The organism is Xanthomonas sp. LMG 12461 (assembly GCF_009192935.1).
Taxonomy (GTDB): domain Bacteria; phylum Pseudomonadota; class Gammaproteobacteria; order Xanthomonadales; family Xanthomonadaceae; genus Xanthomonas_A; species Xanthomonas_A sontii.
In genome coordinates this window covers 53,117-78,683 of sequence record NZ_NQYT01000002.1, presented here as the reverse complement: position 1 = coordinate 78,683, position 25,567 = coordinate 53,117, and the positions used below count along the sequence as shown (strand labels likewise).

At 68.8% G+C, this 25,567-nt stretch carries 18 protein-coding genes; 13 read left to right on the top strand and 5 right to left on the bottom strand.

What is annotated here, in order from left to right; all coding sequences use genetic code 11:
- Nucleotides 1-7: 7 nt before the first annotated feature.
- From CEK68_RS00855 to CEK68_RS00835, 5 genes are all read left to right on the top strand, one after another.
- Nucleotides 8-1,456, top strand: a complete 1,449-nt coding sequence (locus CEK68_RS00855; protein WP_010341631.1) for a circularly permuted type 2 ATP-grasp protein — start codon at nt 8-10, stop codon at nt 1,454-1,456.
- Nucleotides 1,456-2,397, top strand: a complete 942-nt coding sequence (locus tag CEK68_RS00850; protein WP_152238249.1) for an alpha-E domain-containing protein — start codon at nt 1,456-1,458, stop codon at nt 2,395-2,397. Before CEK68_RS00855 ends, CEK68_RS00850 begins: the two co-directional genes overlap by 1 nt.
- A gap of 258 nt (nt 2,398-2,655) precedes the next feature.
- Nucleotides 2,656-4,830: a glycoside hydrolase family 3 N-terminal domain-containing protein gene (locus CEK68_RS00845; protein WP_152238248.1), complete on the top strand. Its 2,175-nt coding sequence runs from the start codon at nt 2,656-2,658 to the stop codon at nt 4,828-4,830.
- Between the two features lie 454 nt (nt 4,831-5,284).
- Nucleotides 5,285-5,728, top strand: a complete 444-nt coding sequence (yiaA, locus tag CEK68_RS00840; RefSeq protein WP_017908676.1) for an inner membrane protein YiaA — start codon at nt 5,285-5,287, stop codon at nt 5,726-5,728.
- 135 nt (nt 5,729-5,863) lie between these two features.
- Nucleotides 5,864-7,006, top strand: coding sequence for a PQQ-dependent sugar dehydrogenase (locus CEK68_RS00835; RefSeq protein ID WP_193312587.1), 1,143 nt, complete (start codon nt 5,864-5,866; stop codon nt 7,004-7,006).
- 209 nt (nt 7,007-7,215) lie between these two features.
- On the opposite strand, the gene CEK68_RS00830 is transcribed toward CEK68_RS00835, so the two are convergent.
- Entirely contained in the window at nt 7,216-7,524 is a 309-nt protein-coding gene (locus tag CEK68_RS00830) for a hypothetical protein (RefSeq protein WP_017916324.1), read from the bottom strand.
- 169 nt (nt 7,525-7,693) lie between these two features.
- Here CEK68_RS00830 and CEK68_RS00825 point away from each other — a divergent pair, with 169 nt between their 5' ends.
- Nucleotides 7,694-8,200 (top strand): hypothetical protein, encoded by a 507-nt coding sequence (locus tag CEK68_RS00825; protein ID WP_152238247.1) that lies wholly within the window; start codon nt 7,694-7,696, stop codon nt 8,198-8,200.
- A 106-nt stretch (nt 8,201-8,306) separates the two neighbouring features.
- Here CEK68_RS00825 and CEK68_RS00820 read toward each other — a convergent pair whose 3' ends face one another.
- The 4 genes from CEK68_RS00820 to CEK68_RS00795 all read right to left on the bottom strand — a co-directional run bounded on the left by CEK68_RS00820 (nt 8,307) and on the right by CEK68_RS00795 (nt 13,093).
- Nucleotides 8,307-8,804 carry a hypothetical protein gene (locus CEK68_RS00820; RefSeq protein WP_152238246.1) on the bottom strand — a complete coding sequence of 166 codons (498 nt, stop codon included), beginning with the start codon at nt 8,802-8,804 and terminating at the stop codon, nt 8,307-8,309.
- 87 nt (nt 8,805-8,891) lie between these two features.
- On the bottom strand, nt 8,892-10,187 hold the full coding sequence (locus CEK68_RS00815) for an APC family permease (RefSeq protein WP_017908671.1): 1,296 nt from the start codon (nt 10,185-10,187) through the stop codon (nt 8,892-8,894).
- The gene (locus CEK68_RS00810; RefSeq protein ID WP_226977715.1) at nt 10,184-10,894 is read right to left on the bottom strand and encodes a L,D-transpeptidase family protein; all 711 of its coding nucleotides are present in this window, start codon (nt 10,892-10,894) and stop codon (nt 10,184-10,186) included. Before CEK68_RS00810 ends, CEK68_RS00815 begins: the two co-directional genes overlap by 4 nt.
- Nucleotides 10,895-12,115: 1,221 nt before the next feature.
- Nucleotides 12,116-13,093, bottom strand: a complete 978-nt coding sequence (locus CEK68_RS00795; protein WP_255424742.1) for a LacI family DNA-binding transcriptional regulator — start codon at nt 13,091-13,093, stop codon at nt 12,116-12,118.
- Nucleotides 13,094-13,496: 403 nt separating this feature from the next.
- Between CEK68_RS00795 and CEK68_RS00790 the strand changes: the two genes are divergently transcribed.
- From CEK68_RS00790 to CEK68_RS00760, 7 genes are all read left to right on the top strand, one after another.
- The gene (locus CEK68_RS00790) at nt 13,497-16,628 is read left to right on the top strand and encodes a TonB-dependent receptor (protein WP_152238241.1); all 3,132 of its coding nucleotides are present in this window, start codon (nt 13,497-13,499) and stop codon (nt 16,626-16,628) included.
- A 95-nt stretch (nt 16,629-16,723) separates the two neighbouring features.
- Entirely contained in the window at nt 16,724-17,482 is a 759-nt protein-coding gene (locus CEK68_RS00785) for a SapC family protein (protein WP_193314067.1), read from the top strand.
- A 20-nt stretch (nt 17,483-17,502) separates the two neighbouring features.
- The gene (locus CEK68_RS00780; protein WP_152238239.1) at nt 17,503-18,504 is read left to right on the top strand and encodes a cupin-like domain-containing protein; all 1,002 of its coding nucleotides are present in this window, start codon (nt 17,503-17,505) and stop codon (nt 18,502-18,504) included.
- A 13-nt stretch (nt 18,505-18,517) separates the two neighbouring features.
- Nucleotides 18,518-20,047, top strand: a complete 1,530-nt coding sequence (locus CEK68_RS00775; RefSeq protein ID WP_152238238.1) for a tryptophan halogenase family protein — start codon at nt 18,518-18,520, stop codon at nt 20,045-20,047.
- A 54-nt stretch (nt 20,048-20,101) separates the two neighbouring features.
- Nucleotides 20,102-21,604 carry a xylulokinase gene (xylB, locus tag CEK68_RS00770; RefSeq protein ID WP_152238237.1) on the top strand — a complete coding sequence of 501 codons (1,503 nt, stop codon included), beginning with the start codon at nt 20,102-20,104 and terminating at the stop codon, nt 21,602-21,604.
- 44 nt (nt 21,605-21,648) lie between these two features.
- The gene (xylA, locus tag CEK68_RS00765; RefSeq protein ID WP_152238236.1) at nt 21,649-22,983 is read left to right on the top strand and encodes a xylose isomerase; all 1,335 of its coding nucleotides are present in this window, start codon (nt 21,649-21,651) and stop codon (nt 22,981-22,983) included.
- 89 nt (nt 22,984-23,072) lie between these two features.
- Entirely contained in the window at nt 23,073-25,559 is a 2,487-nt protein-coding gene (locus tag CEK68_RS00760; protein WP_226977714.1) for an exo 1,3/1,4-beta-D-glucan glucohydrolase, read from the top strand.
- Nucleotides 25,560-25,567 lie beyond the last annotated feature (8 nt).

Below are 25,567 nucleotides of genomic sequence, written 5' to 3'. Positions count from 1 at the left end.
GGGCGCGATGGACTGGAGCAAGTACCGCACGGCCACCTTCGACGAGCTGATCCAGTCCGATGGGCAGCCACGTCCGGCCGCGCGCCGGGTCATCGAGTACCTGTCCAGCCTCAGTGGACGCGAATTGTCCGAACGCCAGCTCGCCGCCGACGTCGCCGCGCGGGTCATGGGCATCACCTTCACCGTCTACTCCGACGGCCGCAACGTCGACCGCACGCTGCCGTTCGACCTGATCCCGCGGGTGATCCCGCTGCACGAATGGCAGCGCACCGAGGCCGGGCTGAAGCAGCGCATGCGTGCGCTCAACCTGTTCATCGGCGACATCTACGGCGCCCAGCGCATCGTCAAGGACAAGGTGTTCCCGGCGATGCTGCTGGAGCACTCGGTCAACTTCCGCCCGCAGTGCGTGGGCATCACTCCGGCGCTGGGGGTGTGGGCGCACGTGTGCGGCTCGGACCTGGTGCGCGACGCCGACGGCACGCTGTACGCGCTGGAGGACAACCTGCGCATCCCCAGCGGCGTGTCGTACATGCTCGAGAACCGCATGGTCGCCAAGCGGGTGTTCCCGGAGCTGTTCGAGACCAGTGCGATCCTGCCGGTGGACGACTACCCGGCGCAGCTCTACGACACCCTGGCGGCGCTGTCGCCGCGCCCGGGCGACCAGCCGGTGATCGCGTTGCTGACCCCGGGCATCTTCAACAGCGCCTACTTCGAGCATGCCTACCTGGCGCAGGCGATGGGCATCGAGCTGGTCGAGGGCGACGATCTGTTCGTGGCCGACGACGACTGCACCTACATGCGCACCGTGTACGGACCGCGCCGGGTCGACGTGATCTACCGCCGGGTCGACGACCTGTTCCTGGACCCGGAGGCGTTCCGCGCCGATTCGGTGCTGGGCGTGGCCGGGCTGATCCGCAGCTGGCGCGCCGGCAAGGTGGCGCTGGCCAATGCGCCGGGCGCCGGCGTGGCCGACGACAAGGTGGTGTTCGCCTACGTGCCGAAGATGATCCGCTACTACCTGGACGAGGAGCCGATCCTGCCCAACGTGCCCAGCTACCTGTGCCACGACGACAAGGACCGCCAGTACGTGCTCGAGCACCTGGACGAACTGGTGGTGAAGCCGGCCAACGAGTCCGGCGGCTACGGCATGCTGATCGGCCCGCGCTCGACCACGCGCCAGCGCGAGCAGTTCCGCAAGCTGATCCTGGCCGACCCGCGCAACTACATGGCGCAGCCGACCCTGGGCCTGTCCACCGCGCCGATCGTGACCGAGGCCGGGCCGGCGCCGCGGCACCTGGACCTGCGCCCGTTCATCCTGTCCCGCGAGGACGTCTACGTGACCACCGGCGGGTTGACCCGGGTGGCGATGGAGGAGGGCTCGCTGGTGGTCAATTCCTCGCAGGGCGGCGGCGCCAAGGACACCTGGGTGGTGGACCTGGACGAGGAGCTGGACTGATGCTCTCGCGCGTTGCCGACAACCTCTACTGGTTCAGCCGCTACGTACGCCGCGCCGAGACCACCGCGCGGTTGGTGGGCGTGGGCAGCCTGCTGCAGCTGGACCTGCCGCGCTCGGTGCGCTTCGCCTGGCGGCCGATGATCGACACGGTCGGCGCCGGCGAGATCTTCGCGCTGTGGTTCCCCAACGCCGGCGACGACGTCGGCGACGCCGACGTGGTGCGCTTCCTGCTGCTGGACGAGCGCAATCCGTCCTCGCTGCGCAGTTCGGTGCAGTACGCGCGCGAACTGCTGCGCAGCATCCGCGACACCCTGCCGCAGGAGATCTGGGAAGCGGTCAACGACCTGCACCTGTACATCGACGCCAACGGCGAGCGCAGCGTCGGTCGCCGTTACCGCATGGAGTTCCTGGGCCACGTGACCGACGCCTGCCTGAAGGTGTCCGGGCTGCTGACCGCCAACGTCAGCCGCGACATCGGCTTCCAGTTCCTGCGCCTGGGCACGGCGATCGAGCAGGCCGACATGACCACGCGCATCATCGATGCCGGCGCCTCGGGCCTGATCACCCCGCGCAAGGCCGACGACCGCGAGGCCTACCAGGCCATGCAGTGGATGAGCGTGCTGCGTGCGCAGGCCGCCTACCAGATGTACCGCCGCCACGTGCGCCAGCGCGTCACCGGCGAGCAGGCGCTGCGCTTCCTGCTGCAGAACAACGATTTCCCGCGCAGCGTGCAGTTCTGCCTGGTCCGCGCCCAGCACATCCTGCCGACCATGCCGCCGCGGCCGCCGGTGGAGCGCGCGCTGATGCGCATCAGCGGGCTGGTGCGCAATGCCGACCCGGCGTACCTGGCGCAGCACAACCCGGCCGGGTTCATGGACGAGATCCAGACCCACCTCGGCTACCTGCACAGCGCCATCGCCGAGGCCTACTTCAGCTCCTGAGCTGAGGCGGGCGGCCTGTGCGCTGCGCCAGCGGCCGGCCGCGGCGATCCGGGATCAGCGCCGGGCTGAGCCGGGCCCGGCTCTCCCTCCAGTCCCCCTAGGCGGCGCCCCTTCGCAGGCGTATGGTGCGCGGCGGCCGGGCCGGCCCCGGTCGGTAGACAGTTTTATGAATAGGCGATTCCGGCGCCGGAACTTGCCCCATCGACTGGCCGCAGAGCTAGAATTGGCGGCTATGTAAACGTTTTCTCAAAGGACCCCATGGCTTCGGATCGTATCGAATCGCTCATCGCCCGCATGACCGTCGAGGAGAAGGTCGGCCAGCTCGGCGTCTTCGCCGACATGGTGCGCCCGTTCGCCCCCGACGTGAATCCGGAAGCCAACGTCCGCAATGCCGACGAGGTGCTGCAGCAGGTGCGCGCCGGCCGGGTCGGCTCGCTGTTCAACGGCGTCGGCGCGGAACTGGGGCGGCGCATCCAGCAGGTGGCGCTGGAGGAGAGCCGGCTGGGGATCCCGGTGATCCTGGCTGCGGACGTGATCCATGGCATGCGCACGGTGTTCCCGATCCCGCTGGGCGAGGCCGCCAGCTTCGAGCCGGAACTGGCCGAGCGCACCGCGCGCGCCACCGCGGTCGAGGCCACCGCCGCCGGCATCCACTGGACCTACGCGCCGGCGGTGGACATCGCCCGCGATCAGCGCTGGGGCCGCGGCGCCGAGGGCGCTGGCGAGGATGTGGTGCTGGGCTGCGCCTTCGCCGCCGCGCGCGTGCGCGGCTTCCACGGGCCGGACCTGCGCGCCGACGACGCCTTGCTGGCCACGCCCAAGCACTTCGCCGCCTATGGCGCGGTCGCCGCCGGCATGGAGTACGCCAGCGTCGACATCGCCCCGCAGACCCTGCGCGACGTGCATCTGCCGCCGTTCCAGGCCGCCTTCGAGGCCGGCGCGCTGAGCGTGATGACCTCCTTCAACGACATCAACGGCGTGCCGGCCAGCGCCAACCACGAACTGCTGACCGAGATCCTGCGCGGCGAATGGAAATTCCCCGGCGTGGTGATCTCCGACTACACCGCCGACATGGAGCTGATCGCGCACGGCTATGCCGCCGACGAGCGCGACGCGACCAAGAAGGCGTTCCTGGCCGGCATGGACATGAGCATGCAGAGCGGCTTCTACGCCGCGCACCTGCCGTCGCTGGTGGAGGACGGCGAGGTGCCGATGGCGCTGCTGGATGCCTCGGTGCGCCGCGTGCTGGAACTGAAGGAGGCGATCGGCCTGCTCGACGATCCGTACCGTTCGCTGGACCCGGCGCGCGAGGCCGACCTGTCGCACATCGCCGCGCACGATGCGCTGGCGCGCGACGCGGCGCGGCGCTCGATCGTGCTGCTGAAGAACGACGGCCCGGTGCTGCCGCTGCGCAAGCAGGGCCAGAAGATCGCGCTGATCGGCCCGTTCGCGCAGGACCGCGACAACATCGAGGGCTGCTGGACCCTGTTCGGCGACAAGACCCGCTATGTGACCCTGGAAGCCGGCGTGCGCGCCGCGCTGGCCGACGCGCAGGCGCTGACCGTGGTGCCCGGCTGCGGCCTGGAAGCGCCGCTGGACGGCGGCATCGAGGCGGCGGTGGCCGCCGCGCGCGCCGCCGACGTGGTGGTGCTGGCCCTGGGCGAGCCGCAGCGCTACAGCGGCGAGGCGCAGTCGCGCACCCAGATCGTGCTGCCGCCGGCGCAGCAGGCGCTGGCCGAGGCGGTCGCCGCCACCGGCACGCCGCTGGTGGTGCTGCTGCGCAACGGTCGCGCGCTGGCGCTGCAGGGCGCGGTGCGCGATGCCGCGGCGATCGCGGTGACCTGGTACCTGGGCACGCAGACCGGCCCGGCGGTGGCCGACGTGCTGTTCGGCGACTACAACCCGTCCGCGCGCCTGCCGGTGAGCTTCCCGCTCGACGCCGGGCAGCAGCCGTACTTCTACAACCACCCGCGCACCGGCCGGCCGGAACTGCCGACGATGAGCGAGTTCAAGTCGCGCTGGCGCGAGGTGCCGAACGCGCCGCTGTATCCGTTCGGCCACGGCCTCGGCTACACGCAGTTCGCCTATGGCGCGCCGCTGCTCGATCGCACCCAGGTCGGCTGGGACGACACCCTGACTGTGACCACGCGCATCGACAATGTCGGCGAGCGCGAAGGCGAGGAAGTGGTGCAGTTGTACATCCACGACCGCGTCGCCAGCCGGGTGCGCCCGGTGCGCGAGCTGAAGGCGTTCCGCAAGGTGCGGCTGGCCGCGGGCGAGGGCATGGAGGTCCGCTTCACCCTCGACCGCCACGCGCTGGCCTTCACCGGCCGCGACGGACAGTGCGCGGCCGAGCCGGGCCTGTTCGACCTGTGGGTGTGCGCGTCCTCGGCCAGCGGCGAGCCGGTGGCCTTCGAGCTGCTGCCCGGCTGAGCCGGCGCAGCGACAGCCGTCGCCGACGTGGGCGTGACGCCGATGGTGATTCGGCCGCGCGGATCGCCCTGATCCGGAGGCAGCGCCATGCCGCCCGGAGGACGCGCGCTGGCTGCTCTTGCAGCCACTTTCATGGTCTGGCGTGCCTCTATGGGGCCGCAACGGACGCCTGTCGTGGGTGCGGGCGCGTGTACTCGTCGCGTCGGCTTCCTGCCTGCGGCCTGCGTTCCCGGCCTTCCATGCAGGACGCGGCGTGACGCCGCCTGCATCTGCGGAAGCGTTCCGATGCGGCCTGCTGCAGGCGTCTACGGCGGGGCGGCGCAGCATCCACTGTGATCGGGTGCGTAACTCGCCGCTTTCCTCTACCTTATGCATTCAGGTTGCGTTGTCGGGATGCGCGCTGCGCCTCGCTCATGCGCCGATCCTGGTCTTCCCTCATCACAAGGAATTTCTCATGCAAGCTGCGCCCAAGACCTCCGCCGCCTTTATCGCTGCCTCCTGGGGGGCGTTGCTGCTGGGCACGGGCGGGTTCCTGATCGGCTTGTGGAATGCCGAAATGATGTTGAACGAGAAGGGCTATTACTTCACGGTCCTGCTGTTCGGCCTGTTCTCCGCGGTCTCGCTGCAAAAGAGCGTGCGCGACCGCGTCGAGGACATTCCGGTGAGTGGGTTGTATTACTCGATCTGCTGGTTCTCGGTGATCGCGGCGCTGGTGCTGTTGGCAGTCGGTCTGTTCAATGCAACCTTGTTGCTGAGCGAGAAAGGCTTCTATGCCATGGCCTTCGCGCTTAGCCTGTTCGGTGCAGTGGCGGTGCAGAAGAACACCCGCGATGCGGTGGGGGCCGGTCAAGGCGGCAAGCGCCACGTCGGGCAGACGCTGCCGCCTCCGCTGGAGTGATCCGGTCTGGCGCGCTGCCCCGGGCGGGCAGACCGCTGCCGTCGTGACCGCGACCACGGCTTGGCCGCGGCATGCTTGCCGTGCACGCGGGCTCTGCTAGGTTCGGGATTCGACCCCAACCGATAGGTGCACGTCATGCGAACTCCCCTGGGTTTGGCTTGCGCGCTGGCCATGGGCCTGGCGATCTCTGCGGCGCACGCCGCCCCCGCCGACACGGCCGCCGAGCGGCGTGGCGACTGGCCGTTCTCGGCGACCCCGGTCGCCACCTTCAACGAACCGTGGGCGATGAGCTTCCTGCCCGATGGCACTGCGCTGGTCAGCGAGAAGGGTGGCACGTTGAAGCGCATCGACCCGGTCAGCGGCCATACCGGCACGGTCAGCGGCGTCCCCACCGTGGCGTACGGCGGCCAGGGCGGTCTCGGCGACGTGCTGCCGCATCCGGGCTTCGCCAAGAACGGCTGGGTCTACCTGAGCTACGCCGAACCCGGCAGCGGCGATACCCGCGGCGCAGCGGTGATGCGCGCCAAGCTGACGCTCGACAACAACGGCGGCGGCAGCCTGTCCCAACAGCAGGTGATCTGGCGGCAGCAGCCCAAGGTGTCCGGCAACGGCCACTTCGGCCATCGGCTGGCGTTCGGCCCGGACGGCAAGCTGTGGATCAGTTCCAGCGAGCGGCAGAAGTTCGATCCGGCGCAGGACATGAGCGGCAACCTGGGCAAGATCGTGCGCCTCAACGACGACGGTAGCGTGCCGGCCGACAATCCGTTCGCCAACCGCGGCGGCGTCGCCGCGCAGGTGTGGTCGCTGGGCCACCGCAACGTGCTCGGCCTGGCCTTCGACGCCAACGGCCGGTTGTGGGAACACGAAATGGGCCCGGCCGGCGGCGACGAGCTGAACCTGATCCAGCGCGGCGCCAATTACGGCTACCCGATCGTGTCCAATGGCGATCATTACGACGGCCGCCCGATTCCCGATCACAGCACACGCCCGGAATTCGCCGCGCCCAAGGTGAGCTGGACGCCGGTGATCTCGCCGGCCGGCTTCGTCATCTACAACGGCAGCCGCTTCCCGCAGTGGCGCGGCAACGGCTTCATCGGCGGCCTGTCCTCGCAGTCGCTGGTGCGGATCGAATTCAACGGCGAGACCGCACGCGAGGCGGCGCGCTACGACATGGGCAAGCGCATCCGCGAGGTGGAGCAGGGGCCGGATGGCGCGCTGTGGCTGCTGGAGGATGGCGCCGGTGGGCGGTTGCTGAAGTTGCAGCCGCTGGAGAGTTGAGGAGTACACCCGGCAGCGGCGGTTGCGCCGCTGCCGGGTGAGCGGCGTGGGGCGCGTGCGCCTGCCGATGCGTCGGTGCTGGCGGCGTGGGTGCGATCAGGACATCGCCGTGCTGCCATCGTAGGCGCGGCTTCAGCCGCGACGGGCTTTACTGAGAAAGCCTGTCGCGGCTGAAGCCGCTTCTACAAGTGGGAACGTGGCACGTCGCCTTATTCGCCGTTGCCGGCACGCTCCCAGGCGCGGCGCACGGCGTGGCGGGCCTTGCTCCAGCTCAGCGTCTGTGAGCCCTTGTTGTTGTCCCAGTCGCGGTGCAACTCCGCTTCCACCTGCTCGTAGGCGCGGTTGAAGTCGCGGATGCGCGCCTCGTGGCCGGCGTGGTAGGCGGGCTCGTAGTCCTCGAAGCGCTCGCCTTCGCTGTAATAGGGCTCGTCGGCGAAACGATCGCGCCAGTACTGCGAGACGCTGTTGCGGTCCTCGTCGTTGGGCGCACGGCCGGGGATCTGATACGGAACGCTCATGATGGTTCTCCGTGGACGATGAATGCGCTCCACGCTAGCCACGCCGGCGTTAAACCCGCCCCTGCGCGGCGTGATCGCGATATGAAACATTCATGCCTTCTGGCAGGCTGCGCCGGCGCTCAGGGTGGCTTACGATCCGCCGCTACGCCCCTCTCTTCCGACAAATCCCATGGCCGCCAACGGCATCGCCTTGTTGACCCCGTACCTGGCCACGGCCGGTGTGGGCTGGCTGTATTACCGACGCATCCGCCGCTATTTCGGCCGCCAGCCCTGGCAGCCGCGGCGCACCGGCGTGCGGCTGGGGTTCCTGCTGCTGGTCGCGGCCTTGCTGGCGTGGCTGGCCGTGCACCTGCCCGCCGTGCGCCTGGGCATGGCGTTGGGGGCGGTGGGCGGGGCCGCGCTGGGCGGCTTCGCCCTGCACCACACCCGCATCGAACTGCAGGACGGCGCGCGCTGGTATACGCCAAATCCCTGGATCGGCGCCGCGCTGAGCGTGCTGTTGCTCGGGCGCCTGGCCTGGCGCTGGGCCAGTGGGGCGTTCGCCGGCGGCAGTGCCGAGACCCTGCAGAACGCCAGTCCGCTGACCATGAGCATCGCCGCGGCGCTGATCGCCTACGGGCTGGTGTATGTCGCGGGTCTGTTGGTACGCATGCGGTCGCTGACGCCAGCCGCCTGACGATGACGACGCAATGGCGGCGGGCCTTCGGGCCGTGCCGCCGCGTCAGTACGGAACTGCGCAACGGAGAACGTCTCGCGCCAGGCCTGGCCTAGCTGGCGTGATGTCAGTGCGCGGCAGCCGCCGCTTCGTAAGGCAAGGCCGTGGTGCCGACCGCGCGCATCGGCGCATCGGCGGCGTCCAGTAGCTCCGGCTCGCCTTCGATCACCACCAGGATGCGCCCGGCCTCGATTTCGTCTTCGAAGTTGCGCCGCACCGGGTCCGGCACGGTGGACCCGACCAGCGCCGAGGACCAACTGCCGACCAGGGCACCGGCGATCGCCATGACCCCGGCGCCGGCCAGGGTGATGCCCAGTGGCGGCACCGCGATCGCCGCCAGCCCGGCCAGCAGTCCGGCGGCACCGCCGCCCAGTGCGCCGCGCGCCGCGGCCGGTACGGTGTCGGTCTTGCCTTCCTTGCGGTCGTCGGGGATGGCGTCCAGCTCGATGTCGCCGCGCGCGACCAGCGACAGGTCGTCGTTGTCGAGGCCGGCGCTGCGCGCGGCCTGCAGTGCGCGCGTGGCGGTGGACAGATCCGGAGCGCTGTAGACGCGGCGTCGTTTCATGGCGGGCGGCTCTCGCTGGTGGGCATCCAGCGTCCGGGCGCCGCGGTTATCCGCGCGTGACCTGCGCGCAAGGCGGCGTGAAGGCGTTCATGCCGCGTCCTTGCGCGGGAACCGATAGAACAGCGCGCCCACCAGCAGCGCCACGCCCGCGGCGGCCAGGTTCTGCCAGCTGGCGCTGAGCAGCAGCGCCAGCGCCAGCAACAGCGCCGCCAGCGGGATCAACGGCCCGCCCGGCAGCCGCAGCGCGCCGGGCCGGTCGCGATAGCGCCGTGCCAGCACCAGCACCGCCGCGGCGGTGCCGATGTAGGCGAACAGGCGGGTGACCATCGACAGCAGCGCCAGTTGCACGAACGAGCCGGACAGGGCCAACGCCAGCGACAGCACGCCTTGCAGCAGGATCGCCGCGGCCGGCGTGCGGAAGCGCGGATGCACCCGCGCCAGGAACGCCGGGCCGTAGCCGTCCTTGGCCAGCGCGAACAGGAAGCGTGGCCCCAGCATCACCGTGTTGCTGGTGGTGCCGAGGATGGAGATGGTGGCGCCGACGGTGAGGATCAGCGCCAGCGCTTCGCCACCGAAGCCGCTGGCGGCATCGGCCAACGGCGTCGCCGATTGCGCCACGTTGGGCAGCGTGCCCTGCGCCACCACCTGCACCGCGGCATAGATCAGGGTGACGGTGACGATCATGGTGATCAGCGCGAACGGCACGTCGCGGCGCGGATTGCGGTATTCGCCCGCGGCGGCCGGGATGTTCTCGAAGCCGGCATAGGCGAACAGCAGCAGCAACGCCGCCTCACCGAGGTTGCCGACATCGTGCGGGTCCGGGGTCTTGCCCGAGAACGCCCACGACCAGTCCACGTAGAACACGCCGATCGCCACGAACAGCAGCAGCGGCACCAGCTTGCCGATCACCAGCGCCACGCCGGTGCGCGCGGCCGACTTCACCCCGATCACGTTGATCGCGGTGAGCAGGCCGAGCGAGCCGATCACGATGGCCAGGCGCGCGCCGCCCCCGGCCGCGGCCGGCCAGAAGCGCACCACCGCATCGGCCAGCCCGTTGCTCAGCGCCGCTGCCGAACTGATCCGGGTCAGCCAGATCATCCAGCCGATCTCGAAGCCGGCGAAACGGCCGAACGCCTCGCGCGCATACAGATAGCTGCCGCCGGGTTCGTCGAAGTAACTGGCCGCCTGCGCGTAACACAGCACCAGCAGCGCCACCGCCACACCGGCCAGCAACACCGCCCACAGGCTCAACGGCCCGAGCAGGGCGGCGGTGGCCGCGGGCAGCAGGTAGATGCCGCTGCCGATCACGTCGTTGATCGACAACCCGACGATCTGCCAGCGGCTGACCGCGCGGACCAGCCCGGGTGCGGGCGCCTGGCTCACGACGCCGGCTCCACGGCCGGCAGCGCCCACTCGGCCTGCAGGCGCCGGTAGGCATGGCGCGGCAGCAGCACGAACAGCGGCGCGGCGGACGGCCGCAACCACGCCAGCAGCCGCTGCATGTCGGCCGGCTGCATCGCGGTGCAGCCGGCGGTGGGCGCGCCGGGCGCGCGCCACAGGTGCGCAAAGATGCAGCTGCCGGCGCCCGGCGTGGCCTGCGCGTTGTGCTGGATCACGAAGCCTTCGCGGTAGCGCTGATCGCCGGCGTGTTGCAGGTCCAGGCGCATCGGTTCGGTGGACCCGGCCACCGCGGCGCTGCCGACCTTGTCGGCATCGACGATCTGGTTGTACAGCGGCGATCCGGGCACATCGATGCAGTAGTTGCTCTGCTGCATCGCCTGGTAGGGCATGGCGCTGTCGATGCGCGACGCATAGCCGAAGGCTTCGCCGATGGTGAACACGCCGGCCGGGCTGCGGCCATCGCCTTCGCGTTTCTGCGGGCCATCCGTCTGTGCCGGATGCAGGCCCAGGCCCCAGGCGCTGCCGTGACTGCCGAGACTCACGTCGAAGGCCTTGCCCTGCGCGCGCCAGCCTTTCGCGTCGCGCTCGAACGCCTGCAACGTGCCCTGCGGGCTGTCCCAATCAGGCGCCAGCACCAGGATCAGTTGCTGCGCGCGCTGCACGGCCGGCACGGTGGTGTCGGCGGCCATGCCGGGCGCGGCGACCAGGGCGCACAGCAGGGCCAGGCCGATGCGCCAGGCGCGGTGGCGGCTGGTGTGTTGTGGCGCGGTAGGGGACCGATGGAGCAGGGGCATGTGATCTCCGGGGGCGGCTTGGGCGCGAGGGCGCTTTGGGTGCAAGGTAGCGCAGTTGCGAGGCGGATGGCGCGCGCTGGTGCGGCGATCTTGTCGACGACCTGGTCGATGCAGTGGGTGGCGAGTGGTCTATGTGTTGGTGACGTGTGGGCGGCGGTATGGGTGTTGTGTCGTGAGTGTCCGCGCTGCGCCAGAGCAAGCTGATCCACGCCGTTGCCGTTGCCGTTGCCGTTGCTGTAGCTGTCGCTGTTGCTCCTGCTCCTGCTCTTGCTCTTGCTCTTGCTTCTGTTGTTGCTGTTGTTCTGGCTTTTGACTTACCGGGTTCCCTTCCGAAGCGGCGAACCAGGCGGGAAAAACCCGAAGGGCGGCGCACAGGGATGTGCGCCGTCCGCGGCAGGGGCAGGATGCCCCTTCCGCGGATCCCGTCTGGTTCGCGGACCCGGAGCGCGCAGCGCGGAGGGCGCGTAGGCAGGGCGCGCTTTCTTTTGGTTACCTTTTCTTTGCGCGAGCAAAGAAAAGTAACTCGCCCGCAAGGGCGAAAGCCTTTAAAGCCTTTGCTGTTGCTGCTGCCGTTGCTTGAAGTTTGTCTGTCGGACGAGAAGATCTGTAAGAGCGGCTTCAGCCGCGACAGCGAGAGTCCGTTGTGTCTGTTGTGTCTGTCGCGGCTGAAGCCGCTCCTGTAATTCAGCTACGGCGGCAGCATCTTCAAGAGCAAAGCTTTCGCCTGGCGGCGAGTTACTTTTCTTTGCTTGTGCAAAGAAAAGTAACCAAAAGAAAGCACACCCTGCCTCGCGCCCTCCGCGCTAACGCGCTCCGGGTCCGCGTCCATCGCGGGGATCCGCGGAAGGGGCATCCTGCCCCTGCCGCGGACGGCGCACGTCCATGTGCGCCGCCCCTTCGGGGTTTTTCCCCGTGATGGCCGCCGCTTCGGAAGGGGACCCGGCAAGTCAAAAGCCAAAGCCACTGCAAGAGCAACAGCAACAGCAACAGCAACAGCAACAGCAACAGCAACAGCAACAGCAACAGTAGTACTCGCTGACGGTGCAGTTGTGCGACGCGCATGAGGCACGGACGTTCCTCGACGTTCTCCCCCAGTCCGCGCCCGACGATAGGAAGCTAGCGACCCAGCAGCGGCCGCGAGACGGAATCGCGCGTGACCAGTCGGTGCGGCACAACATGATCGACATAGGCGCGCTCGGAACCAGCCCCTTGCCGGATGTCCCGCAACAATAGATCGATGGCCGCATCCGTCATGTCCGCCACCGGCTGATGGATGGTGGTCAGCTCCGGCCACACCATCGTCGATGCCGACGTGTCGTCGAATCCCACCACCGACAGATCCTCCGGTACCTTCAGGCGGCGACGATGCGCCACCGACACCACCGCCGAGGCCATGTCGTCGTTGCTCGCGAAAATCGCACTGGGGCGTGCCCGCAACCCCAACAGTCGCTCGGCGGCCTCGAGTCCGGCGCGATAGGTGAAGTCGCCCGGCTGCACGAGCGCGGCGTCGTAGTCGATGCCCGCATCCGCCAGGGCATCGCGGTAACCCTGCCAGCGGTGCGCACTGGCGGTCTGGTTCGGGTCGCCGGTGATGTAGCCGATGCGCGTATGCCCGTGCGCGATCAGGTGCGAGACCATGTCATGGCTGGCGCGGCGGTCGTCGATGTGCACGCAGGACAGCCTGTCGCTGAACCGGCTCGACGCAATGGAGACGACGGGAATCCCGGCGTCGACGAACACGGCGACGATGGCTTTCGATTCGCACAAGGGCGCGGGGAGAATCACGCCGGCCACGCTGCTGCAGAGCGTGCGTGCGGCCTCGCGGCGTGCCCGCGGACCCAGTCCGTCCCACGTGGCGATCACCAGTTGCGCCGCCACGCGGGTCGAACCACGCAGCGCGCCGACCAGCAGTTCGCGCAGATAGCTGGAGCTGGGGTTGGTGTAGATCAACGCGATGCAGGTGTGCTGCGCGGCGGCGAGCGCGCTGGCGGCCGGGTTGGGCCGGTAGTCCAGTGCGCGCACGCTGCGCATCACCCGCTCGCGCGTGCTCTCGCGCACGCCGGCGTGACCGTGGGTGACGCGCGAGACGGTCATCGGCGAGACGCCCGCATGCGCCGCGACGTCGTCGATGGTGATGGCGTTCCCTCTTCGACGCGTCGTTTTGGGGGTGTTCTTCAAGGAATGCGGTCCTTTGTTGCGACGCATGATGACAAGCGATGTCCCGGGTGCGTAGTCTGCGCCGTGACGCGATGATAGCGCTATCAATCAGCGGCAGTCGGGCTCGGGGGGAGCCTTTATCGCGCGTCGTCTGGCAATCCTGAAACGGAGTTTTGAGTCGCAGCGAACGCAGAGCGCGCTGCGATGTTCGGCGTGGAAGACGGGCATCGCCCGTGCGTGCCTCTTAGGGGAGGGGCGGTACATCCATCGATCGCATGTCAGAGGGGAGAGTCATGAGCGCTTCTATGTTTCGTCGTAGCCCAGACCTGGGGGCTCGTCCATGAGCCGCACGCTGGCGAAGTTCAAATCCAGGGCCATGTTCACCTTCGTCGGTGGCGTCCTGGTCATCAATCCCGCATTCGCACAGGACGCGTCGACGCCCGCGCCGGCGGCAGAGCAACAGGCGCAGAGCAGCCCGACGCAGCTGGACACGGTCCAGGTCACCGGCCTGCGCAACAGCCTCAGCCAGGCGATGGACATCAAGCGCGACGCCGCGGGCGTGGTGGATGCCATCAGTGCCGAAGACATCGGCAAGTTCCCCGATACCAACCTGGCCGAGTCGCTGCAGCGTATCACCGGCATCTCCATCGAACGGCGCGATGGCGAAGGCGCGCAGGTCACCGCGCGCGGCTTCGGCCCGCAGTTCAACATGGTGACGCTCAACGGGCGGCAGATGCCGGGCGCCGATGCGTTCGGCGCTGCCGGCCAGGTCGCCATCGGCGGCGTCGACGGCGGCACCCGTGCCTTCAACTTCGCCCAGCTGGCTGCCGAAGCGATCAATGGCATCGAGGTCTACAAGACCAGCCAGGCCAACATGCCCAGCGGCGGCATCGGCGCCACCATCAACATCCTGACCGCGCGCCCGTTCGACCACCAGGGCATCGTCGCCAGTGCCGGCGCCAAGGCCGTCTCCGACCGCAGCCAGCCGTTCGACAACGACATCACCCCGGAACTGTCGGGCATCTTCAGCTACAGCAATCCGGACAAGACCTTCGGCGTCGGCGTGAGCGCGAGCTACCAGAAGCGCAAGGGCGGCTCGGTACAGGCCACCGAGAACTATTGGAACGTGCAGCCGTGGACGGGCTCGATGCCCGGCAATCCGACCGTGGTCAATGCGCCGCAGATCGGCGCGCTGTACGCCCGGCCGAACGACCTGCGCTATGCGTTCTCCGAGTTCGAACGCGAGCGCGTCAACGGCCAGGCGGTGCTGCAGTTCGCGCCCACCGACAGCCTGACCCTGACCCTGGACTACACCTACTCGACCAACGAGATCACCGAGAATCGTGGCGAGCAGGGCATGTGGCTGCAGAACAGCAACTACACCGATGTGACGTTCGATACCAGCGGCGCGGTGGCCGTGCCGACCTACATCCGCGAAATCGCCGGCACCAAGGATTTCGGCCTTGAGCAGCAGCGCAGCATGCAGAAGTACAAGCTGGGCTCGCTCGGCCTGAATGCGGTGTGGAACGTGACCGACCGGCTCAAGCTCAGCTTCGACGCGCACGACTCGAAGAACGAAAGCCGTCCCAACGATCCGTTGACCGGTGGCGGCTCGCTGTTCATGAGCATCGCCGGCACCAACAACTGCACCACCGGGCCGCACTGCGGCGGCTCCTGGGTGCAGGAGCTGAACTTCAACAATGGCCTGCCGATCGGCACCCAGGTCTGGTATCCGAGCGACGCCGCTGCCGCGGCCAAGGCCAATGGCGTGGTCAATCCGGGCTTCGTGCCCGGCGAGATCGGTTCGCAGGTGCTGCGGGTCAATTCGCAGAGCCAGATCAGCCAGATCAAGCAGGCACGTGTGGACGGCGAATGGAGCTTCGACCAGGGCCGCTTCCAGTTCGGCGTGGATACCAACAAGTCGACCACCCACCGCATCCAGGCGGCCGAGGCGTATTCCACCCTGGGCGACTGGGGCGTGGCCAACGTCGACCGGGATACCGCCGGCGGCCTGATGAACCTGATGCAGCCGGTCAACATCATTGGCCTGTTCCATGACTACAGCGGGACGAGTTGGCCGGCGTGGCGCGGCGATGCCGGCCGGCTGGCGGAATGGGCGGCCAGCCAGTACGGCGTCGGCCTGGGCGTGAGCCCGCAGCGCGCCGCCGACAACTTCGTGGAGGAGAAGACCCGTTCGGCGTATTTCCAGGTGGAACTGGATGGCGAGTTGGCCGGTCGGCGCACCAATACCCGGCTGGGCGTGCGCTACGAAACCACCGACGTGGTGTCGACCTCGATCATCGCCACGCCCGAGGCGATCGAGTGGCAGTCCAACAACGACTTCCGCGTGGTGCTGTCCAACGAGCAGCAGCCGTTCAGCGAGAAGACCACGTACAGCTACATCCTGCCCAACCTCGATTTCAGCATCGACCTCACCGACACGCTGAAAGGCCGCGTCTCCTTCGGCAAGAGCATCGCACGCGCGCCGATCGGCAATCTGTATGCCGGCCCCGGGGCACAGCAGCCGTTCGGCTCGGTGCTGATCGATCCTTCCTCGCGTGCCAGCGGCACGGCGCAGAATCCGTCGCTGAAGCCGCTGGAATCCGACAACCTCGACCTGGCGCTGGAGTGGTACTTCGCCGATGCGAGCTACCTGTCGGTGACGTACTGGAACAAGTCGGTCAACAACTTCATCGGCAACACCGTGGTGCAGGAGAATCTGTATGGCCTGCGCGATCCCACCTCGGGTCCGGACGCGAAGTCGGCGCTGGCGTTCCTCACCAGCGGTGCCTGCCTCGCCCAGGTCGGCCCGGCCAATGCGGCGGCCTGCTCGGCCAACGACACTTCGCTGTTCACCGCGCTGGCCCTGCTGCGCAACAACCCGGCCGGCCTGGCCGCCTACAACGGCACCGGCGCGCAGGTGCTGGCGACCGAAGCGGCCTACGATCTCTACGGCGAGGCCGACGATCCGCTGTACGAGTTCAACGTCAACCGTCCGATCAACCAGAACCAGGCCAAGCTGCACGGCTGGGAGCTCGGCGGGCAGTACTTCCTCGGCGACACCGGGTTCGGCATCCTCGCCAACTACACCATCGTCAAGGGCGACGTCGGTTACGACAATGGTGGCGACCCGGGCATCGACCAGTTCGCGCTCACCGGCCTGAGCGACACCGCCAACGCGGTGCTGATGTACGAGAAGTACGGCTGGTCGGTGCGCCTGGCCTGGAACTGGCGCGACCAGTACCTGATCCTGGCCAACCAGGGCACCAGCCGCAACCCGTACTATGTGGAACCCTACGAGCAGTGGGATCTCAGCGTGAACTACACGTTGAACGATCACTGGTCGTTCGGGCTGGAGGCGATCAACCTGACCGGCGAGGACGTACGCTGGCGCTCGCGCACCTCGAAGATGATCGTGAAGCTGGCCGACCAGAGCCCGCGTTATATGCTGGGCGTTCGCTATAAGTTCTGAACAAGGCGGAGAGGTTCTCTTCGCATGTCGCCACGGGCGCCGCTGCGATTGCGGCGGCGCCCCGTGCCGGACTCCAGAGGGGAGTGCGCACCACCATGCCGCGTTACGAAATGCTCAACAACATCGCCCATCGCGACCTGCGCGTGGCCACCGACTTCGGGCCGGAGTTCGGCGACGCGGTGGGCATGGTGCCGGCCTACCCCAGCGAGTACGCCGAGCTGCAGCGGGAATATCCGATCTTCCTGCGCAAGGATCCAGCGACGGGGGAGTGGCAGTCCGTTGCGTTGCTGGGGTTCGAGCAGCACGAGAACCTGTTCCTGCAGGACCGGCGCTGGATGGCCTCCTATCTCCCGGGAGCGGCGGCCAAGGGGCCGTTCCTGATCGGCTTCCAGGAGCAGCGCATCGATGGCGTGCTGACCCAGGACGCGGTGCTGCACGTGGACATGGAGCATCCGCGGGTGACGGCGATGCAGGGCGAGCCGGTATTCCTGCCGCAGGGCGGCAACACGCCCTATCTCGACCACATCGCCGGCGTGCTGCGCGGCATCCACGAAGGCAATGCATTCGGCGCGGAGATGTTTGCCGCGCTCGATGCACACGGCTTGATCCAGCCGGTGGCGCTCGACGTTCAGCTCGATGCGCAGCATCGCGTCGGCGTGAACGGCCTGCACGCGATCGACCGTGAGCGCCTGGCCCAACTGGACGGCGCCGCGCTGGCCGCGCTCAACCGCGCCGGCTATCTGGAAGGCGCGTATCTGATGCTGGCCTCGCTGCACAACATGCGCCGCCTGATCGCCGAGAAGCAGCGACGCCTGCGCCTGCAGGATGCCGCTGGCGCGGCAGGCAGGAACTGAGCGTGCCGGACGGCGCAGCCATGCGGACACTGGAAGACGTGCAGCCCACCGCGCTGCCACTGCAGGACCTGGTGGCGGCGGGGGAGCCGGTGGTGTTGCGCGGCATCGTGCGCGATTGGGGGCTGGTGCAGGCCGGGCTGCGCTCCACGCAGGACGCAATGGCCTACCTGCGCAGCTTCGAGACGGGCGTGCCCGTTCCGTATTCCTTCGGCGAACCCGGGATCGAAGGACGCCCGTTCTACAACGCCGATTTCACCCAGTTGAATTTCGAGGTCCGCCGCGGAACGCTCACGCAGGTGCTGGACGCGATCGCCGCGACCTTCGAGGATCCGCGGCCGCCCACCTACTATGTCGCGTCGCTGCCGATCGAGCGGGCGCTGCCGGGGTTCGCGCAGGCCAACGACGCCGGCCTGGCCGGGCAGGGCGTCGATGCGCCGCCGAGCATCTGGATCGGCAACCGGGTCACGGCGTCTTGCCATTTCGACACGCCGGACAACCTGGCCTGCTGTGCGGTGGGCCGGCGCCGCGTCACCCTGTTTCCGCCGGAGCAGATCGACAACCTGTATCCGGGGCCGCTGGAGCCGACGCCGGGCGGCCAGGTGGTCAGCGTGGTGGATGTCGACCGCCCCGACTTCGCGCGCTATCCGCGTTTCCGCGATGCGCTGGCCAGCGCGCGGCACGTCGAGCTGGAGCCGGGCGATGCGCTGTTCATCCCCAGCATGTGGTGGCACCACGTACGCAGCCTCGCGCCGTTCAACGTGCTGGTGAACTACTGGTGGCGTAGTGCGCCGGCCTTCCTGCCCTCGCCGCTGACGGCGCTGCAGCACGCGATGTGGGCGTTGCGCGATCTGCCGGCGCGCGAGAAACAGGCCTGGGCCAAGCTCTTCGATTACTACGTGTTCGGCCCCGGCGAATGTGCAGGCCAGCACCTGCCCGAGGCCGCGCGGGGCGAACTGGCGCCATTCGACGAGGCACGGGCGCGCCGCGCGCGCGCGCAGTTGCTGGCGCGGCTGAATCGCTGATGGGAGCATCACCTTGAACCTTGCCACCACAACGGACGGACGCATCCGCAAGGTCGTCATCGCCGGCGGCGGCACCGCGGGCTGGCTGGCCGGCTGCGCGCTGGCCCACCAGTTCCGCGATCGCCTGGACATCACCCTGGTGGAGTCCGAGCAGATCGGCACGGTGGGCGTCGGCGAGTCGACCGTGCCGCCGATCCGCACCTTCCACCGCTTCCTGCAGATCGACGAGCAGGAGTTCCTGCGCGCCGTCGCCGGCACGTTCAAGCTGTCGATCTCGTTCGAGCACTGGCGCCGCCCCGGCGATCGCTTCATCCATCCGTTCGGCACGATCGGGCAGGGCACCTGGGCCACGCCGTTCCATCATTTCTGGCTGGACAGCCTGCGCCGCGGCATGCCGTCGGACCTGGGCGACTTCTGCCTGGAAAGCGTCGCCTCGCGTGCGGACCGGTTCTCGCTGGAGACCCAGCCGCAGGTCAACTACGCCTATCACTTCGATGCCGCGCTCTATGCCAAGTTCCTGCGCAAGAAGGCCGAAGGCCATGGCCTGCGCCGGGTGGAAGGGCAGATCCGCGAGGTGCGGCAGCATGCGCACGACGGCTCCGTCGCCTCGCTGCTGCTGGAAGATGGGCAGCTCATCGAGGGCGATCTGTTCATCGACTGCACCGGCTTCCGTGGCCTGCTGACCGAGCAGACCCTGCATACCGGCTACGAGGACTGGCGCGAGTGGTTGCCCAGCGATCGCGCCGTCGCGGTGCAGACCGAGGCGGTCGCGCCGCCGGTGCCGTATACCCGTGCCATCGCGCACGAGGCCGGGTGGCGCTGGCATATCGCGCTGCAGCACCGGGTCGGCTGCGGACTGGTGTTCTCCAGCCGGCACCTGTCCGACGACGAGGCGCACGCCAAGCTGCTGCGCGACGTCGACGGCCCGCCGCTGCGCGACCCGTGGCTGGTGCCGTTCCGCAGCGGGCGCAGGCTGCAGGCCTGGAACAAAAACGTGGTGGCGCTGGGCCTGGCCAGCGGCTTCATCGAGCCGCTGGAATCGACCAGCATCCACCTGACCATCAGTGCGGTGGTGCGCCTGATCCAGCTGTTTCCGCACGAGGGCATCAGCCCGGCGCTGGTGGAGCTGTACAACACGGTCAGCCGCCAGGAGATGGAGCACGTGCGCGACTTCATCATCCTGCATTACCACGCCACCCAGCGCGACGAGCCGATGTGGAAAGCGTGCCGCGAGATGGCGCTGCCCGAGTCGCTGGCGATTCGGCTGCGCGCCTGGCGCGAGCGGGCGCACGCCTGGCAGGACCCGGGCGAACTGTTCCGCGTGGACTCCTGGACCAGCGTGTTGCTGGGGCAGGGCATCCAGCCGGGACCGCCGCATCCGCTGGCCGCCGCCATCGGCGATGCGGATCTGCGCACGCTGCTGACGCGGATCCGGCAGCCGCTGCAGCAGGCCAGCGCGGCGATGCCGTCGCAGGCGGAGTTCATCGAACGCTACTGCAAGGCGACCCCGGACGTCTGGCAGCGGAGCGTATCCCTGGCGTAACGGCACACACGCTGTCGTCCAAAAATGATAGCGCTAACGAAAAGGCGGTACGACGTGGAAGAAAGGGAACTGGTAGCCGGAATCGATGCGGGAACGCAGAGCCTGAAGGTCGTGGTCTACGACCCGGTCGGGCGCAGCGTCGTGGCCAGCAGCAGCGCGCCGCTGGAGTTGCATTCCGCCGCCGATGGCAGCCGTGAACAACATCCGGCCGACTGGGTCGCGGCCCTGCAGGCCTGCTTCCAGGCCATCGATCCTGCGCTGCGCTCGCGCCTCGGCGCGCTGGCAGTCTCGGGCCAGCAGCATGGCTTCGTGCCGGTCGATGCGGCAGGCGAGGTGCTGGCACCGGCCAAGCTGTGGTGCGACACCAGCACCTCGGCCGAGTGCGTGCAGATCATGGACGCGCTCGGCGGCGCGGCACGCACCATCGCACTGGCGGGTAATCCGATCCTCACCGGTTACACCGCCTCCAAGCTGCCGTGGACCAAGACGCACCGGCCCGACGCCTACGCGCGCCTCGCCACCATTCTGCTGCCGCACGACTACCTCAACTTCGTGCTGACCGGCCAGCGCTTCTGCGAATACGGCGATGCGTCGGGCACGGGCTGGCTGGACGTGCGCACGCGCACCTGGTCGACCGAGCTGCTGCGCGCCACCGATCCGCAGCGCGACCTGGCGGACTGCCTGCCGCGTTTGGCCGCACCCGATGCCCTGTTCGACATCGACCCGGCCGCGGCCAACTTGCTCGGTGTGCCGGCGACGCTGAAGGTCGCCGTCGGTGGCGGCGACAACATGATGGCGGCCATCGGTACCGGCTGCGTCGTGCCCGGTCGCCTGGCGATGAGCCTGGGCACCTCCGGCACCCTGTTCGCCTACTCCGACACACCGGTGGTCGACCCGGACGGTGCGTGGGCCGCGTTCTGCTCCTCCACCGGCGGCTGGCTGCCGCTGATCTGCACGATGAACTGCACCGTGGCGACCGAACAGGTCGCCGCCGCGTTCGGCTTCAGCACCCGCGACGGCGATGCGCATCTGCACGCCACCGCGCCCGGTGCCGACGGCCTGGTGATGCTGCCGTTCCTCAACGGCGAGCGCACGCCCGACCTGCCGCTGGGCAAGGGGGTGCTGGCGGGCCTGGACACGCACAACATGACCCCGGCCCACCTCTATCGCGCGGCGATGGAAGGGGCGACATACAGCCTGAAGTACGGCTTCGACGCATTCGTGCGCGCCGGCATGCACTTCGAGCGCATCGTGCTGACCGGCGGCGGCAGCAACAGCGGCGCGTGGCGGCAGCTGGTGGCCGATGTGTTCGGCCTGCCGGTGGACGTGCCCATGCAGCCGGAAGGCGCGGCATTCGGCTCCGCCTTGCAGGCGCTGTGGGCCGTGGGCCTGGCACGCGGCGATGCCGCTTCCATTGCCGACATCGCGCAACAGCATGTGGCGGTCGATCCGCAGCTGTCCGCCCGTCCGGATCCGGCGCGCACCCAGGCCTATGCCGCGGCCTATGCGCGCTTCCTGCGCCATCTCGACGCCTGCCTGCCGCTGTTCCGCGGCTGATTCCCCGTTTCGCACGCCCTCCCACCACGACAGGAACCCGCACCATGCACACCCAGCCCTTCATCGGCGCCAAGGAATACTTCCCCGGCATCGGCCGCATCCCCTTCGAGGGCCGTGGCTCGGACAACCCGCTGGCCTTCAAGGTCTATGAGGCCAACAAGGTCATCGGCGGCAAGACCATGCAGGACCATCTGCGCTTCGCGGTCTGCTACTGGCACACCTTCTGCAACGCAGGGCAGGATCCGTTCGGCCCGGGCACGCGCCACTTCCCCTGGGAAGTCGGTGCGCCGATGGCCAGCGCCGAGGCGAAAGTGGATGCGGCGTTCGAGTTCTTCACCAAGCTCGGCGTGCCGTACTGGTGCTTCCACGACATCGACCTGGCGCCGGACGCCGACGATGCCGCGCAGTACGAGAAGAACCTCAAGCACATGGTCGGCCTGGCCAAGGCGCGCCAGGACGCGACCGGCATGAAGCTGCTGTGGGGCACGGCGAATCTGTTCTCGCATCCGCGCTACATGAACGGTGCCGCGACCAATCCCGATTTCGCCGTGGTGGCGCGCGCCGCCGTGCAGGTGAAGGCGGCGCTGGAAGCGACGGTGGAACTGGGCGGCGAGCATTACGTGTTCTGGGGCGGCCGCGAAGGCTATGCCTCGCTGGTCAACACGCAGATGAAACGCGAACTGGAGCACTTCGCGCGCTTCCTGACCATGGCGCGCGACTACGGCCGCAGCATCGGCCTGAAAGGCAACTTCCTGATCGAGCCCAAGCCGATGGAGCCGATGAAGCACCAGTACGACTTCGACAGCGCTACGGTGGCGGGCTTCCTCAAGCAGCATGGGCTGGACAAGGACTTCAAGCTCAACATCGAGGCCAACCACGCCACGCTGTCTGGCCACACCTTCGAACACGACCTGCAGGTCGCTTCCGACCACGGCCTGCTGGGCAGCATCGACGCCAACCGCGGCAACGCGCAGAACGGCTGGGATACCGACCAGTTCCCCACCGACCTGTACGACACCGTCGGCGCCATGCTGGTGGTGCTGCGCCAGGGCGGCCTGGAGGGCGGCCTGAACTTCGACGCCAAGGTGCGCCGCGAGTCCACCGAACTCGAGGATCTGTTCATTGCCCACATCGGCGGCATGGATGCCTTCGCCCGCGGGCTGGAAGTGGCCCACGCGCTGCTCACCGACTCGCCCTGGGAACAGTGGCGCCGGGAGCGCTATGCCAGCTTCGACAGCGGCGCCGGCCAGGACTTCGCCCGCGGCGCGCTCGGCCTCGCCGAACTCGCCGCATTGGGCGCGAAGGGCGGCGAGCCACGGCAGATCAGCGGCCGCCAGGAGCGCTACGAGAACCTGATCAACCAGTACCTGCTGCGCTGAGCGCGGCGGCAAGGAGCAGCGCCGTGACCGACACCGATTCCACCCGCCACGGCGGCGCGTTGCTGGCCGCGCTGCTGCTCGCGCTTGCCGTGTGCAAGGGCGACGTCCAGGCCGCGGCGCCCGCCCGCGCGCATGCCAGCCCCTGGCCCAGCGTGACCTGGCCGCTGCCCGAGGATCCCGCGCTGGAACAGCGCCTCACCGACCTGATCGCCACCATGACGGTGGAGGAGAAGGTCGGCCAGCTGGTGCAGGGCGATATCGGCAGCCTCACCCCGGAGGACGTACGCACCTATCGCCTGGGGTCGATCCTGGCCGGCGGCAATTCCGATCCCGGCGGCCGCTACGATGCCGCACCGGCCGAATGGCTGGCGCTGGCCGATGCGTTCTATGCGGCGTCGATGGACACCTCGCACGGCGGCAAGGCGATTCCGGTGCTGTTCGGCATCGATGCCGTGCACGGGCAGAGCAACATCGTCGGCGCCACGCTGTTCCCGCACAACATCGGCCTGGGCGCGACCCGCAACCCGGCGCTGCTGCGCCGGATCGGCGAAATCACCGCGCTGGAAACCCGCGCCACCGGCATGGAGTGGACCTTCGCGCCGACCGTGGCGGTGCCGCAGGACGACCGCTGGGGACGCACCTACGAGGGCTATTCGGAATCGCCCGAGGTGGTGGCCAGCTACGCCGGTGCGATGGTCGAGGGGCTGCAGGGCAAGGTGGGTACGCCGGACTTCCTCGATGGCCGCCATGTGATCGCCTCGGTCAAGCACTTCCTGGGCGATGGCGGCACCACCGACGGCCGCGACCAGGGCGACACCAAAATCGGCGAAGCCGAGCTGGTCCGCATCCACGCCGCGGGCTATCCCCCGGCCATCGCCGCCGGCGCGCAGACCGCGATGGCCTCGTTCAACAGCGTCAACGGCGAAAAGATGCACGGTCACAAGACCTACCTGACCGACGCGCTGAAGGGGCGCATGCACTTCGGCGGCTTCGTCGTCGGCGACTGGAACGGTCACGGACAGGTCAAGGGCTGCACGCCCACCGACTGCCCCGCCACCATCAACGCCGGCCTGGACATGGCCATGGCCTCGGACAGTTGGAAGGGCTTCTACACCACCACGCTGGCGGCGGCGAAGAACGGCACCATCTCGCAACAGCGCCTGGACGATGCGGTGCGCCGGATCCTGCGCGTCAAGATGCGGCTGGGCCTGTTCGAGGCGGGCAAGCCGTCGGCGCGCGCGGTCGGTGGCCAGTTCGCGCTGATCGGTGCGCCGGCGCATCGCGCGGTGGCACGGCAGGCGGTGCGCGAGTCGCTGGTGCTGCTGAAGAACCAGGGCGGCGTGCTGCCGCTGTCGCCGAAGCAGCGCATCCTGGTGGCCGGCGACGGCGCCAACGACGTCGGCAAGCAGGCGGGCGGCTGGACGCTGAACTGGCAGGGCACCGGCACCACCCGCAAGGACTTCCCGAATGCGGACACCATCTACGAAGGTTTCGCGCAGCAGGCCAAGGCCGCGGGCGGCGAGGCCGTGCTTTCGGTCGACGGCACGTACGCCACCAAGCCGGACGTCGCGGTGGTGGTGTTCGGCGAGAACCCCTATGCGGAGTTCCAGGGCGATCGGCCGACCCTGGCCTACAAGCCGGGCGACGACACCGACCTGGCGCTGATCAAGCGGCTCAAGGCCGATGGCATTCCGGTGGTCGCGGTGTTTTTCAGCGGGCGACCGCTGTGGGTCAACCGCGAACTCAACGCGGCCGATGCCTTCGTGGCGGCGTGGCTGCCCGGCTCGGAAGGCGCGGGTATCGCCGACGTGTTGCTGCGCACCGCGCAGGGCGGCGTGCAGCACGACTTCAAGGGCAAGTTGAGTTTCAGTTGGCCGCGCACGGCCACGCAATACGCCAACAACGTGGGGCAGAAGGGCTACGACCCACTGTTCGCCTTCGGCTACGGCCTGCGCTATGCCGACAATGGCAACCTGGCCAGGTTGCCGGAAGTCTCCGGCCTCACCGGCAACGAAGCTGCGGCCGGCGTGTTCTTCGCCCGCGGCGCGGCCGGCCCGGGCATGGCCTTGCGCCTGGAAGGGGCCAATGGACAGGGCGTGACCGTCACCCGCGTGCCGGAATCGCTTGATGGCGCGCTGCTCAAGGTCACGGGCGTGGACCACCTGGCGCAGGAGGATGGCCGCCGCCTCGCCTGGTCGGGTGGACGCGAGGCGGTGGTCGCGCTGCAGTCGCATACGCCGCTGGACCTGCAGCGCGAGAGCAACGGCGACCTGATGCTGGTGACCACGCTGCGCGTGGATGCCGCCCCGCAGGCCGAGGCGTGGCTGGCGGTCGGCTGCGGCAGCGGCTGCGCGGCGCGGGTGGCGATCGGATCGACGCTGACAGCCCTGCCGGTCGGCCAGTGGAAGCGCGTGGGCGTGCCGCTCAAGTGCCTGGCGGCGGCCGGCGCGGATCTGAGCAAGCTGGATCGTCCGTGGGCATTGACCACGGCGGGCGCGATGACGCTGTCGGTGTCGCGGGTCGCGCTCGGCGCATTGAACGAAGCGGAGAGCACTGTCGCATGCCCGAGCGCGTGAGCCTGCGT